This is a genomic window from Stenotrophomonas sp. (assembly GCF_032066555.1).
Lineage (GTDB): Bacteria > Pseudomonadota > Gammaproteobacteria > Xanthomonadales > Xanthomonadaceae > Stenotrophomonas.
The window spans coordinates 367,785-380,753 of sequence record NZ_DAMBKV010000001.1; the positions used below are offsets into that span (position 1 = coordinate 367,785).

Here is a 12,969-nt window from a genome sequence, read left to right on the forward strand (position 1 = left end):
GCAGGGGGCCATCAGCGGCCACCTGCATCCGAGTTCGGGGCGGTGTTTACGTGGCTGTCGGAAGTGTCCGCAGGAACTGTGCCACGGCAGGGCCGAAGCGGTCGTAATCCACCAGGAAGGCGTCATGGCCTTGTGGTGAATCCATACCAATGAACTGCGCGTCGGCGCCACCTGCGCGCAGGCCGTCGGCGATTTGCTGCTGCTGTTCCACCGGGAACAGGATGTCGGTGTTGGCGCCGATGGCCAACGCGCGCTCAACCTGGATCTTCGCCAGCCCTGCCAATACGTCGCCATCGGCGTATTCGGCCAGGTCGAACCAGTCCATGGATCGACCGAGGTAGAGATAACAGTTCGGGTCGAAGTGGCGCACGAAGCGGCGGGCGTGGCCTTCCAGATAGCTCTCGACCTGGAATTCCAGGCCGAACGGGTCTTCGGCGGTCTGGTCCGAGTCCAGCCGCACGCGGCCGAAGCGGCCATCCCATTCCAGCGCCGAGCGATAGGTGATGACGCCGAGTTTTCGCGCCATGCGCATGCCCGATTCCGGGTAATGCGCTTCGTCGTAATCGCCGTTGTTCCAGGCTGGATCGAGGCGGATGGCCTCGCGCTGCAGCGAACGGATGGCGATCGAGAACGGCAGGGCGCGGGCGCTGCCGGAGATGTTGATGTGGCTGCGGGCGATGCCCGGGTGCTGCAGCAACACCGCCAGTGCGGTCATGCCGCCCATCGAGTTGCCGATCAGGCAGGCCAGTTGGGTGATGCCAAGTGCGCGCACGACTTCGGCGGCGGCGTTGGCCACGTCTTCAATCGACAACTCGGGGAAGGACAGCCGGTAGGTCTTGCCGGTGGCCGGGTCCAACGAGGCCGGGCCGGTAGAGCCCTTGCAGCTGCCCAGCGAGTTCACGCAGATGACGAACCAGCGGTCGGTATCAATTGGCTTGCCGGGGCCAAGCATCGGCTCCCACCAGCCGTTGGCGGGGTTGTCGGCATTGCTGGCGGCGTGCGCATCCGGCGACAGGCCGGTGACGATCAAGATGGCGTTGCTGGCATCGGCGGCCAGATTGCCCCAGGTTTCGTAGGCGACGTGGGCGCCGACAAGGCTGCCACCGCGCTTCATCGGGAATGGGGAAGACAGCGCATGGAAGCGGCTGCCGACGGGGGTGAATTCAGTCATCTGCCAATTTTAACGGGGATGCCGGGCGCATCTTCGCATGGATGATAACCAGTGGTTATCACGCTATTCCGGCGAGGTGGGCGCGCCAGCGGAGCGTGCCGGGGCTGCGTGCCGAACCAGCCCTGTAGTCCGGGTAAGCGCAGCGCACCCGGGAGGCAAGGTCGGCCGAAGACGGTGAAATTCGCTTTAAATGCGGCGAAGGGCGTGAGCTTCACGCGTGGTGCCGAGTTCCCCCGGGTGCGCTGCGCTTACCCGGGCTACGGGGCGGTACTTGAACGGCCACGGCCGCAGTGCTGTCGGTGCCGGCCAGAGTGGGTTGTTTGTAGGAGCGGCGTAAGCCGCGAAGCTAAAGTTGCCCAAGCACATCGCATCTCTGTCATCTGCTGGATATGCTCGCTTCGCGGCTTACGCCGCTCCCACAAGACAGCTTGCAGCGGGTTACTGACCCAGCATGATCGCCAACGGCTTGTCAGTCGGCAATTTGACCTTGATCGGTACCGACTCGACGTCGCCTTCGCCGCGCATCGCATTGCCACTGGCGGACAGGCGGGCGAACACTTCCACTTCCTGTAGCGCCGACAGCTTCTGCGTGGGCATCGGGCTGTCGTCGTCGTCAAGGGTGACGGTCAGTGGCGCTGCCTGCGCAGGGTGGCGCTCGACGGCGACCGGCATTGGTGGGCCACCAGGGATGCGGGCGATGACGAACATGGTTTCCTTGCCGGCAGCGGCGCGTTCGGCCAAGGCAGGGGCCAGGGTAACCGTTATGGTGATGCCGCCGCCGGCAGTGCTTGCTGCTGCCGTTGTTGTTGCTGTGCCAACCTGCGCGGAGGTCGGCGCCTTGCCACGGGCGATATCGATCTGCGCCTTCAGCGCGTTTGCGGCGGCGGGCTCCAACCTTGGCAGCAGGCTTTCCCAGGTCTGCGCGGCCTGTTCGTTCTGGCCTTGCTGACGCTGCACGATGCCGGTGAGCCAGATCACCCGCTCGTTGTCCGGTGCGATCTGGCGGGCGCGGGCAAGCCACTGTTGGGCGGTGTCGTCGAACAGGAATTTGGGATCGGCCTGGGCGCGGGTCTGTGCGGCTTCGAGCAGCAGGCCGGGTTCTTCCGGCGCCAGCTGCACGGCGCGCTGGTAGGCCGCAGCGGCATCGGCGACCTTGCCGATCTCCAGCTGCGAGCGGGCCAGCAGCACCCAGCCGTCAACGCGCTCGGGGTTCTGCTTCAAGGCATCCTGCAGCTGGGCGATGCCTTCTTCGATGGTCTGCGGCGCGGCCGCGGGTTCAGGTTGCGGCTGCATCGCCGCCGGGGTTCCCAGCAACTGGTACAGGCCCAGCGTGGCGACCATCGCCATCGCAACCAGGCTGCCCCAGATCCGCCGTTTGCCGGCGCGCCACAGTGGCCACAAGGTGACGCCGGTTGCCACTACCGCCAGCACTGCAGCACCTGCCATGAACCCGGGATTCACCATTCGCGTTCTTCCTGGCTGGCGTCGTCATTGCTGGCAACAGGGACGGTGCGGCCACGCCGCCGTACATGCACGATCAACAGCACGGCGCCGGCCAGCAACAACAGGCCGGGGCCGAACCAGAGCAGGGCGGTGCCGGCTTCCAGCTGCGGACGGTACAGCACGAACTCGCCGTAACGGTCGACCAGGAACTGCTTGATCTCGGCATCGCTGCGGCCTTCGTGCATCAGCTTGAGCACTTCGCGGCGCAGGTCGTGGGCGATCTGCGCGTTGGAGTCAGCCAGTGATTGATTCTGGCATTGCACGCAGCGCAGTTCGGCGGTGAGTGCGTGGAAGCGCACTTCCTCGGCGCGGTCGCGGTATTGCAGTGGGCTGGGGTCGCCGGCTGGCTGCGCGCTGGCGGCGAACACCAGGCACAGCCATAGCAGGACCACAGCCCAGGCTTTCATCGGGCGGCCCCGAGGTCCGGTGCACCGTGTTTGCCACCGGCGGCGGCTTCGACTTTTTCCAGTGCCGGAATCAGCTGTTCGTCCATCACCTGCTGGGTAATGGCGCCGCTGTACTTCCAGCGCACGATGCCGCTGCCATCGACCAGGAAGGTTTCCGGTGCGGCAGCAATGCCCCAGTCCAGGGCGGTGCGGCCTTCCTGGTCGGCCAGCACCACCATGTAGGGGTTGCCCAACTGCTCCAGCCAGCGCAATGCTTCGCTGGGCTCGTCCTTCCAGTTGTAGCCGATCACGCGCACGCGCTTGGTCTCGGCGAAGCGGGTGAGGATGGGGTGCTCATCGCGGCAGGTCGGGCACCAGCTGCCCCAGACATTGAGCAGGTAGGGGGCGCCACGCAGCTGCTTGTCGGTGACATGCACGCTGGGGTCATGCAGCACCGGCAGGGAGAAGGCGGGGGCGGGCTTGTTGATCAGCGCCGAGGGCAGGCTGTCGCGGTCGGGTTTGCCGGAGCGGCTGACGCCGTACAGCATCAAGCCCATCAGGCCGAGGAAGAACAATGCCCCGAGGACGATGGCGACCGGCGGCAGGCGATGCTTGGTGTTGGATTCGGGTGCAGGACTATTCATTTCGATTTCTCAGGCAGCCTGCGGAAACGGCGGTCGACGGCGGTGATGAAACCGCCCAGCGCCATCAGCGCCGCGCCCAACCAGATCCAGCGGACAAAAGGTTTGATCTGTACGCGTACGGCCCAGGAGCCATCGCCCAGTGATTCTCCCAGCGCCACGTAGATATCGCCACCCAGGGTGGGATGGATGCCAGCTTCGGTCATCGGCTGGCCGCCGCTGGCGTACATGCGTTTTTCCGGGTGCAGGCGGGTAATCAGCGTGTCGCCACGCAACACCTGCAGGTGCCCGCGGTCGGAGTGATAGTTCGGCCCATCGCTGGCATCCACGCCTTCGAACAGTAGCGTATACCCGCCGGCGTCGATGGATTTGCCCGGTGCCAGCGCCACTTCATGCTGCACATGCAGCGCTTCCACCAACAAGGCGCCGACCAGGAAGACGGCCACGCCGAAGTGGGCGATCAGCATTCCCCAGGTTTCGGCATTGGGCCGGCCACTTTTGCGCAGGCGCATCCACAGGTAATAGCCGGTACCGCCAGCTACCCATGCAGCCCCGGCAATACCGATGCCGGTCTTGAACTTGCCCTGTGGTGCCATCCACCAGCCAATGATGCCCAGCACAATCGCCAAACCGGCCCATGGCGCCAACAGCGCCAGCGTGCGCAAGCCTTGCTCGCGCTGCCAGCGGCTGAGCGGGCCAAACGGCAGCAGCACGATCATCGGTGCCATCAACACCACGAACAGCGTGCCGAAGTACGGCGGCCCCACCGAGACCTTGCCCAGATCCAGCGCATCGGCCAGCAGTGGATACAAGGTGCCGAGCAGCACCATGGCGCAGGCGCAGCTGAGTAGCAGGTTGTTGGCCAGCAGCAGGCTTTCGCGGGAGTTGAGTGTGAACGCCCGACGCGGGTCGGCGCTGTTTCCACCCATGCCGGGTGCACGGATTGCATAGAGCAGCAGCGAGCCGCCGACCACGACGCCCAGGAAGATCAGGATGAACAGGCCGCGCGAGGGATCGGCGGCAAACGAGTGCACGCTGGTCAGCACGCCCGAGCGCACCAGGAAAGTGCCGAGCAGGGACAGCGCAAACGCCGCGATCGCCAACAGCAAGGTCCAGCCGACAAAAACGCCGCGTTTTTCGGTGGCCGCCTGCGAATGCAGCAGGGCCGCGCCAACCAGCCATGGCATGAAGCTGGCGTTCTCCACCGGGTCCCAGAACCACCAACCGCCCCAGCCCAGCTCGTAGTACGCCCACCAGCTGCCCAGCGCGATGCCGATGGTCAGGAAGCCCCAGGCCGCGTTGGTCCACGGCCGGGTCCAGCGCAACCAACGCACGTCGATGCGGCCATCAATCAGTGCCGCAATGGCGAAGGCGAACGGCACCGCGAAGCCGACGTAGCCCAGATACAGCAGGGGCGGGTGGATGATCAGGCCCGGGTCCTGCAGCAGCGGATTGAGGTCGTGGCCTTCACTAGGCGCTGGCAGCAGGCGCGCGAACGGATTGGAGGTGAACAGCAGGAAGGCGAGGAAGCCAACGCTGATCATGCCCATCACCGCCAACACCCGCGCCATCACCTCGGGCGGCAACTGTCGCGAGAACGCCGCAACCGCTGCGGTCCAAAGCGCCAACACCAGCGACCACATCAGCAACGAGCCTTCGTGCGCACCCCATACCGCCGAGTAGCGGTAGATCATCGGCAACAGCGAGTTGGAGTTGTCGGCGACATAGCGCAGCGAGAAGTCCTGGCGCACAAAGGCAATCGTCAGCACCACGAAGGCGGCGAGCACCATGGTCAGCTGCAGCAGCGCTGCCGGGCGTGCAATCGCGGTGAGTGCCGGGATGCCGCGTTGGGCGCCGATCAGCGGCAGGACGCTTTGCAGCAGGGCTGCCAGCAGGGCGAGGATCAGCAATACCTGTCCGATTTCACCAAGCACTCAGGGCGTTTCCGTCGTTGGGGTGGTGACCGGGACCTGATGCTTGTCGTGCGCCACGCCCATCTTGTCGGCCAGCTCCTTGGGCATATAGGTCTCGTCGTGTTTGGCCAGCACGTCTTCGGCGACGAATACGCCGTTGGCCATGCGTCCGGTGGCGACTACCGTCTGGCCTTCGCGGAACAGGTCGGGCAGGATGCGGTCGTAGGTGACGGGCAGCACCGCGTCGCCGTCGGTGACCTCGAAGCGTGCGAGCAGCGCGCCGGGTTCGCGTTTGAACGAGCCCTTCGCAACCATGCCGCCGAGCCGGAAACGTGCGTCCGGTGCGACCTGGCCGGCCTTGACCTCGGCTGGCGTGTACAGATAAGCGATGTTGCGCTGCAAGGCAGTGCTGACCAGGGCCACCGCTGCGCCGGCAACCAGCACGACCAGCAGGACCAGCAGCAACCGGCGACGCTGGGTCGGGCTCATCGGCTCAGTTCCTCATCAACGGCTGCTGCGCTGCCGCGGCTGGCGCGGGTGAGGCGCGCACGCGCCTCGCGCAACTGCTGGCGGATCTGCAGGCGCGGCACGATGAAATCCCAGGCCAGCACGACGAAGAACACGGCATAGGCCAGCGCCACGTACTTGAAGTAGGTCATGCCGATTTCTCCAGCTTCTCGCGCAGCCAGGCCTTGCCGACTTCGCGCCGCAGGTTGTCGGCGCGGGCGCGCGCCAACAGTGAGCCGACGAACCAGAACTTGGTGGCCAGCACCATGATCCACAGCGGCAGGATCATGCTGCTGTCCATGCTGGACTCGCCGAACACGCGGATGGTCTGGCCCTGGTGCAGCGAGTTCCACCACACCACCGAGTAACGGATGATCGGCAGCATCACCACCCCGACAATCGCCAGCAGGCCAGCGGCGCGGGCGGCGGCGCGGCGATCATCGATGGCGCCGTACAGGCCCATCACGCCCAGGTACATGAACAACAGGATCAGTTCGGTGGTCAGGCGCGGGTCCCAATCCCACCAGGTGCCCCACATCGGCTTGCCCCAGATGCTGCCGGTGAGCAGGGTGATCAGGGTGAATGCGGCGCCGATGGGCGCGCAGGCCATGGCCAGTATCTCGCAGAGCTTGATCCGCCAGATCAGCGCGATGGCGCTGTAGAACGCCATCAACCCGAATACGAACAGGCTCATCCACGCCGACGGGACGTGGATGTAGAGGATGCGGAAGCTGTCGCCTTGCTGGTAGTCGGCAGGCACCACTGCCAAGGCCTGCCAAAGGCCGAAGCCGAACAGCGGTAGTGCGGCGATGTAACACCAGGTGGACCAACGGGCGGCGAAGGTGTCGAAGTAGGGCGGGGAGCCCAGCTTGTGAAACCAACCAACTAAACCTTTGAACATCCGCTCGCTCGCTGAGGAAGACGATGACCGGGCCGCAATTGGCGGCCCGGCCGGCTGGGTGGTGCGGCTTGCACCACCGTTGCTGTTTTCAGACTAGCGCAAGATACCGCAAATTCAGGCAACGGGCGGGTAGCCAGGAGTTCGTTGAAGAAGAGGGTTTCTCCGCACGTCCCAGCGCCGCGCGGCGGGGGCTGCCCCGTGGAAGAGGTAATGCTGCAATCGCCTGCGAGGTGTTTGCAGGGGGCCAAGTTGCCAGATGATTCGCTTGGCGACAGCGTGGCAGGGCTGGCGTGCCAGCCCTTCGACGGCGCCGGACGCGGAATAGGTGGCTCAGCTTCGCGGCAGGGCCCCGGCCATGAACAGGCGCACCGCCGCGCGGGCCTGCTCCTGCGCGCGGGGCAGGTCGCTGGCAATCACGCGGCCATTGACCGAGCGCAGGATCAAGCCGCCGATCACCACCATGTAGAAGAAGTGTGCGGCTTGCTCGGGGTTCTCGATGTACATCCGCCCGGCCGCGGTTTCGCGGGCGAAGTATTGGCTGAGCCGCACCTCCATGGGGGCCACGCCATGGGCATGGAACCAATCACGCAACCCCGGTTGGTTCATGCCCTCGGAAATGACCACGCGATGGCAGGCCAGGCGGGCGGGCGAGAGGACTTCCTCGGCCATCTGGCTGGCGGCCTCTTCCAAAGCCTCGGTAGGCGGCAACGGAGACTGCAGCAAGGTATCCAGGCTGCGGCCGAAGTCGTTGATGCTCTGCTCCATCAACGCATGGATCAGGCCTTCCTTGTCGCCGAAGGCACGGTACAGCGTCGCCATCGAGCCGCCAGCGCGTTTGACGATGTCGGCCAGGCGCGCGGCCTGATAGCCCTTTTCATTGAAGACTTCGGTGGCGGCCGCCAGGAACTTCTCCACGCGCAGTTCACCGCGGCGTTGCAGCTCGACCACGGGACGGGGGGGCAAGGTAGGCTTGTCTACGCTCGGGACTTCCGTGTGGGGCCGCTCAGCCATGTGCTTGGTGTGATTTGTGAAGTCACCGTCAAGAATAGCGCTGTTTTGCGCTCAGGAGTTGGCGATGCGGATTGCGGCTGCCGCGGTCAGCGGGGCGAGCACCGCGCTGACCAGCAAGCCGGCCGCCAGCATCAGCAGTGCGCCACTGGCATCGAAGCCCTGTGCGGCTGCCGCGACCGCGCCGGCCCCGAAGACCAGTACCGGTACGTAGAGCGGCAGCACCAGCAGCGCCAGCAGGATGCCGGCCCTGCGCATGCCTACGGTCAGCGCAGCGACCACGGCACCCAGCAGGCTCAGCAAGGGGGTGCCCAGTGCCAGTGCCGCAAGCAGCACGGGCAACTGCGCACGCGGCAGATGCATCAGCTCGGCCAGCAAGGGGCTGACCAGTACCAGCGGGAATGCAGTAGTCAGCCAATGCGAGAACACGCGCACCGCCACCAACCAGGCCAGTGGCACCGGCGATAACAGCCATTGCTCAAGCGAACCATCTTCGGCGTCGCTGCGGAACAAGGTGTCCAGCGAGAGCAGTCCGGCCAGCAGGATGGACAGCCAAAGCACCGCCGAGGCAACGCTTTGCAGTTGTTTGGGCGCGGCCCCCAGGGCCAGGGCGAACAGGGCAACCACCAATAGTGCGAACAGGATTGGCTGCGCGGCATCGCCCCGCCGGCGCCACAGCAGCTTCAGGTCACGGGCGAGCAAGGCGCGGGCAGCGGAGAGCAGGGTTGGCTGCGGACCGGGCAGGCTCATGCCGCGTCCTCCTGTGCTGCAGGGCTGGCCAGGGTGAGCGTGCGGTTGCGCACCGGTGGTGCCGCATAGGCCCCGTGCGTGGTTACCAGGGCGCCGCCACCGCTGCGCAGGTGCGCGGAAATCATCCGGTTGACCAGGTTGATCCCGTCCAGGTCGAGATTGGCGTAGGGCTCATCCAGCAGCCAGATCGGGGCGGGCGACAGCCAGATGCGGGCCAGCGACAGGCGCTTTTTCTGCCCGGCGGACAATTGCCGTACCAGGGTGTCCTCATATCCGGCGAGGCCAACGATGGCCAAGGCGTTGCCTGGCATCTGCCGCGCTCGGCGGCCTTGCAGGCCGCACAGGAAATGCAGGTTTTCCAGGGTGCCAAGGTCTTGCTTGAGTGCGCTCAGATGGCTCAGGTAGGCGATGTAGCGGGAGCGGTCGGTACTGCTCGCCGGCCGTCCGTCGATCTCGATGCGGCCTTGCTCCGGACGCAGCAGCCCGGCCAGGACACGCAGCAGGGTGGTTTTGCCGGCGCCATTGCTTCCTTGCACCAGCAGCGCTTCGCCTGCGTCGACATGCAGGTCCAGCGGGCCGAATACCGGATCGTCATTGCGGGTGAAACGCAGGTCGCGTGCGGCCAGCAGCGGCGGGATGTTCGCGGTTTCAATCATCGGATCGGGCGCTTCCGTCCTTGGGAGGTGGCGCAGGCTGGGCAGCGCATCGGGGCGCGCAGTATAGCGCCGGGCCGTCGTTGCCCCGCACCGTGCAGGCACGGTTTGAGCTGCTGATTGGCAGCCGGGAGCGCTGGCTTTGCGTACACTCGGGGTTTTCTCCCCCGGCACGTACCTATCCATGCATCCGCAGACCAAGTTGCCCAAGGTGGGCACCACCATCTTCACCGTGATGTCGCAGCTGGCCGCCGAACACGGCGCGGTCAATCTTGGCCAGGGATTTCCGGACTTTTCCGCCCCGCAGCGCTTGATCGACGAAACCGCCAAGGCCATGCGTGAGGGCCTGAACCAGTACGCGCCGATGACCGGTGTTGCGCCGTTGCGGCAGGCGATCGCGCAGAAGGCGCTGGACTGCTATGGCGCGCAGGTGGATCCCGACAGCGAGATCACCGTCACCTCCGGCGGCACCGAGGCGATCTTCAATGCCATCCATGCCGTGGTACGGGCCGGTGAGGAAGTCATCGTGCTGGACCCGGCCTATGACTGCTACGAGCCGGCGATCGACCTGGCTGGCGCGCGCGCTGTACACGTGCCGCTGGACCCGCAGACCTTCGCAGTGGATTGGGACCGCGTACGCGCGGCAATCACCCCGAAGACGCGCATGTTGATGGTCAACACGCCGCACAACCCATCCGGCGCGATGTTGACTGCCGATGACATGCAGGCGCTGGCCGACGTGCTGCGCGGCACTGACATCTACCTGATCTCCGATGAAGTGTACGAACACATCATTTACGACGGCGCGCGTCACGAGTCGGCATTGCGTTACCCGGAACTGCGCGAACGGGCGTTCGTCATCTCGAGCTTCGGCAAGACCTACCACTGCACCGGCTGGAAGATTGGCTACGCCATCGCGCCGCCGGCAATGACCGCCGAGTTCCGCAAGGTCCACCAGTACAACACCTTCACCACCTACAGCCCGGCGCAATACGGTTTTGCCGCGATGATCCGCGATGAGCCCGAGCATCACCTGGAGCTGGGCGCTTTTTACCAGGCCAAGCGTGATCGCTTCCGCGAGCAGTTGCTGGGTACGCGGTTGAAGCCGTTGCCGGTGCCGGGCGGCTACTTCCAGTTGGTGGATTATTCGGCGATCAGTGACTTGCCGGACCATGAGTTCGTGCGCTGGCTGACCATCGAGAAGGGCGTTACCGCGATTCCGTTGTCGCCGTTCTACGAAATCCCGCCGGCCGGCCAGCGTCTGGTGCGGCTGTGTTTCGCCAAGAACGATGCGACGCTGGATGCAGCCATCGAGCGCCTGCGCGCGCTCTGATGTTTGAAACCACCATGGATACCGGTTTGGTCGTTTTCCTCGTGGCGTTCGGCACGTTCCTGCTTGCGGTTGCGGTGAAGGGCTATTTTTTCCTTTCCGTGGTTCAGCCCGGCCTGCATGCGCGTGGCGTGTCGGTGGATGAGGGGCGCCTGGCGTTTCGTGGCAGCTTTGGTCGCTATACCCGTGAATATCTGGCGTTGCTTGATGATATCGAGCGGTGCCTGCCGGTCAATCGTTGGATCGCGCGGCTGCAATGGTGGGTGCCGGTACTGGGCGCGGCCATGGCGACCAGCGCTGTTCTTTCTTCATGGCTTTCAGGACGATGACGACAATGCAGGACCTGCGTATTTCCCTGGTGCAGGGTGACACCCGCTGGCACGACCCTGCGGGTAACCGCGACTATTACGGTGCGCTGTTGGCGCCGCTGGCGGGAAACACCGATCTGGTGATCCTGCCGGAGACCTTTACCAGTGGCTTCTCCAACGACGCCATTGACCAGGCCGAAGACATGGACGGCCCGACTGTTGCATGGATCGCCGAACAGGCGCGCGCGCTGGGTGCGGTAGTGACCGGCAGCGTGCAACTGCGGGTTGATGGAAGCGTCTATAACCGCCTGCTGTGGGCTACGCCTGATGGCGAACTGCACTACTACGACAAGCGCCACCTGTTCCGCTTTGGCGGCGAGCACAAGCGTTATGCCGCCGGCAACGGGCGCTTGTGCGTGGAATGGAAGGGGTGGCGGATCAATCCGCAGATCTGCTACGACCTGCGTTTCCCGGTGTTCTGCCGCAACCGCTTTGATGTGGAGCGGGCAGGGCAGATGGATTTCGACCTGCAGATCTTCGTCGCCAACTGGCCGTCGGCGCGTGCCTATGCGTGGCAGACGCTGGCGCGTGCCCGGGCGATTGAGAACCTCTGTTATGTGGCGGTGGTGAACCGCATTGGCGTGGACGGCAATGGTCTGCATTATTCCGGCGACAGCGCGGTGATCGATTTCCTCGGCCAGCCGCAGCTGGAGATTCGTGAGCGTGAGCAGGTGGTCACCACGACGATCTCGGCGCAGGCGCTGGCGACGCATCGCGAGCGCTTCCCGGCGATGCTGGATGCCGATACGTTCACCCTGGCTGGTCCGGTGGTGGTTCGCTGAACGCTGGCCGCGCGCCGTGCCCGTCCGCTCTTTGCAATGGGCGGGCTGGCTGTCAGGCTCGGAGCGGGCTCAATCAAGCAGAGGATGCGCGATGAAGAAGATGGCGATGATGGCGTTGCTCGGCTTGGGAATGGTCCCGGCGGCGCAGGCAGCAGGCAATATCGACTGTGAATTGCGCTACAACCTGAGCGGTTGGTCGGCGTTCTACAAGACTTCCAGCGGTACCGGCACGATTACCTGTGACAACGGTGCCAGCATCCCGGTCAAGATCACCGCCAAGGGCGGCGGCCTGACCGTGGGGCGCACCACCATCACCGATGGTCGCGGCCGCTTTACCGGGGCTTATACGCTCAACGATTTGTTGGGCACCTATGCAGCGGCCGAGGTGCACGCCAGCGCTTCGCGGGCCACGGATGCGCAGGCAATGACCAAGGGTGACATCTCGTTGGCGTTGGCCGGAACCGGGCGTGGCTGGAGCCTTGGCATTGGTTTCGGCAAGTTCGTGATCGAACGGCGCTGATTTCCTGGATCGAGGGTGGCTGGCGGCAGAGCAGAAGCCTGCCCTCATCCGCCCCTGCGGGGCACCTTCTCCCGCTTGCGGGAGAAGGGAAAGCATAGAAGCAAAGTCCAAGGCCGAGGCGAAGTCCAAGGCCGAAGCAAAGTCCAAGGCCGAGGCAACGTCCAAGGCCGAGGCAACGTCCAAGGCCGAGGCAACGTCCAAGGCCGAGGCAACGTCCAAGGCCGAGGCAAAGTCCAAGGCCGAATCAGCGGCCAAAGCCGAGCGACTGATACCGTTGAAGCAGGCACAGAAGTCGCTGGGCAAGAGTGGTGCTTGTGCGCTGCTTCCTTCTCCCGCTGGCGGGAGAAGGTGCCCCGAAAGGGGCGGATGAGGGGAGCTCTTGCAGTGAGGGAGCGTGTGCAGCCGATAGGCTCCGCCCCCGTCGCAAACTACCGATCTGTCGCTCCCGCTCCCCCTGCATGCGGGGCGATGGACGTGCAAGGGTTGCGGTTCAAGCCATGCACAGCGCAGGGCACGTCACCAAGCTTCTGGCCTTG

At 65.0% G+C, this 12,969-nt stretch carries 15 protein-coding genes; 4 read left to right on the forward strand and 11 right to left on the reverse strand.

Annotation, left to right across the window (positions count from 1 at the left end; all coding sequences use genetic code 11):
- Positions 1-46: 46 nt before the first annotated feature.
- The 11 genes from RT131_RS01680 to ccmA all read right to left on the reverse strand — a co-directional run bounded on the left by RT131_RS01680 (position 47) and on the right by ccmA (position 9,436).
- Positions 47-1,171 carry a homoserine O-acetyltransferase gene (locus RT131_RS01680; protein ID WP_313169678.1) on the reverse strand — a complete coding sequence of 375 codons (1,125 nt, stop codon included), beginning with the start codon at positions 1,169-1,171 and terminating at the stop codon, positions 47-49.
- A gap of 438 nt (positions 1,172-1,609) precedes the next feature.
- The gene (locus RT131_RS01685; RefSeq protein WP_313169680.1) at positions 1,610-2,635 is read right to left on the reverse strand and encodes a tetratricopeptide repeat protein; all 1,026 of its coding nucleotides are present in this window, start codon (positions 2,633-2,635) and stop codon (positions 1,610-1,612) included.
- Positions 2,629-3,081 carry a cytochrome c-type biogenesis protein gene (locus tag RT131_RS01690; RefSeq protein ID WP_313169682.1) on the reverse strand — a complete coding sequence of 151 codons (453 nt, stop codon included), beginning with the start codon at positions 3,079-3,081 and terminating at the stop codon, positions 2,629-2,631. Before RT131_RS01690 ends, RT131_RS01685 begins: the two co-directional genes overlap by 7 nt.
- A complete protein-coding gene (locus RT131_RS01695; RefSeq protein WP_313169684.1) occupies positions 3,078-3,704 on the reverse strand; it encodes a DsbE family thiol:disulfide interchange protein in 627 nt (208 codons plus the stop codon). The genes RT131_RS01690 and RT131_RS01695 overlap by 4 nt, the downstream gene beginning before the upstream one ends.
- Positions 3,701-5,635 carry a heme lyase CcmF/NrfE family subunit gene (locus tag RT131_RS01700; RefSeq protein WP_313169686.1) on the reverse strand — a complete coding sequence of 645 codons (1,935 nt, stop codon included), beginning with the start codon at positions 5,633-5,635 and terminating at the stop codon, positions 3,701-3,703. The genes RT131_RS01695 and RT131_RS01700 overlap by 4 nt, the downstream gene beginning before the upstream one ends.
- Entirely contained in the window at positions 5,636-6,103 is a 468-nt protein-coding gene (gene ccmE / locus RT131_RS01705; RefSeq protein WP_313169688.1) for a cytochrome c maturation protein CcmE, read from the reverse strand.
- The gene (gene ccmD, locus RT131_RS01710; RefSeq protein WP_313169690.1) at positions 6,100-6,273 is read right to left on the reverse strand and encodes a heme exporter protein CcmD; all 174 of its coding nucleotides are present in this window, start codon (positions 6,271-6,273) and stop codon (positions 6,100-6,102) included. Before ccmD ends, ccmE begins: the two co-directional genes overlap by 4 nt.
- Positions 6,270-7,022 carry a heme ABC transporter permease CcmC gene (ccmC, locus tag RT131_RS01715; protein ID WP_313169691.1) on the reverse strand — a complete coding sequence of 251 codons (753 nt, stop codon included), beginning with the start codon at positions 7,020-7,022 and terminating at the stop codon, positions 6,270-6,272. Before ccmC ends, ccmD begins: the two co-directional genes overlap by 4 nt.
- A gap of 330 nt (positions 7,023-7,352) precedes the next feature.
- Positions 7,353-7,985 carry a TetR/AcrR family transcriptional regulator gene (locus RT131_RS01720; RefSeq protein WP_313169693.1) on the reverse strand — a complete coding sequence of 211 codons (633 nt, stop codon included), beginning with the start codon at positions 7,983-7,985 and terminating at the stop codon, positions 7,353-7,355.
- A 99-nt stretch (positions 7,986-8,084) separates the two neighbouring features.
- Positions 8,085-8,780 carry a heme exporter protein CcmB gene (gene ccmB, locus RT131_RS01725; protein ID WP_313169694.1) on the reverse strand — a complete coding sequence of 232 codons (696 nt, stop codon included), beginning with the start codon at positions 8,778-8,780 and terminating at the stop codon, positions 8,085-8,087.
- Positions 8,777-9,436 carry a heme ABC exporter ATP-binding protein CcmA gene (gene ccmA, locus RT131_RS01730; RefSeq protein WP_313169696.1) on the reverse strand — a complete coding sequence of 220 codons (660 nt, stop codon included), beginning with the start codon at positions 9,434-9,436 and terminating at the stop codon, positions 8,777-8,779. Before ccmA ends, ccmB begins: the two co-directional genes overlap by 4 nt.
- 181 nt (positions 9,437-9,617) lie before the next feature.
- On the opposite strand from ccmA, the gene RT131_RS01735 reads away from it, so the two are divergent.
- The 4 genes from RT131_RS01735 to RT131_RS01750 all read left to right on the forward strand — a co-directional run bounded on the left by RT131_RS01735 (position 9,618) and on the right by RT131_RS01750 (position 12,433).
- Positions 9,618-10,766 (forward strand): pyridoxal phosphate-dependent aminotransferase, encoded by a 1,149-nt coding sequence (locus RT131_RS01735; RefSeq protein WP_313169697.1) that lies wholly within the window; start codon positions 9,618-9,620, stop codon positions 10,764-10,766.
- On the forward strand, positions 10,766-11,092 hold the full coding sequence (locus tag RT131_RS01740; protein WP_313169699.1) for a hypothetical protein: 327 nt from the start codon (positions 10,766-10,768) through the stop codon (positions 11,090-11,092). The genes RT131_RS01735 and RT131_RS01740 overlap by 1 nt, the downstream gene beginning before the upstream one ends.
- Positions 11,093-11,097: 5 nt before the next feature.
- Positions 11,098-11,913: an amidohydrolase gene (locus RT131_RS01745; protein WP_313170206.1), complete on the forward strand. Its 816-nt coding sequence runs from the start codon at positions 11,098-11,100 to the stop codon at positions 11,911-11,913.
- A gap of 91 nt (positions 11,914-12,004) precedes the next feature.
- Complete coding sequence (locus RT131_RS01750) at positions 12,005-12,433, forward strand: hypothetical protein (protein WP_313169701.1); 429 nt, start codon at positions 12,005-12,007, stop codon at positions 12,431-12,433.
- Positions 12,434-12,969 lie beyond the last annotated feature (536 nt).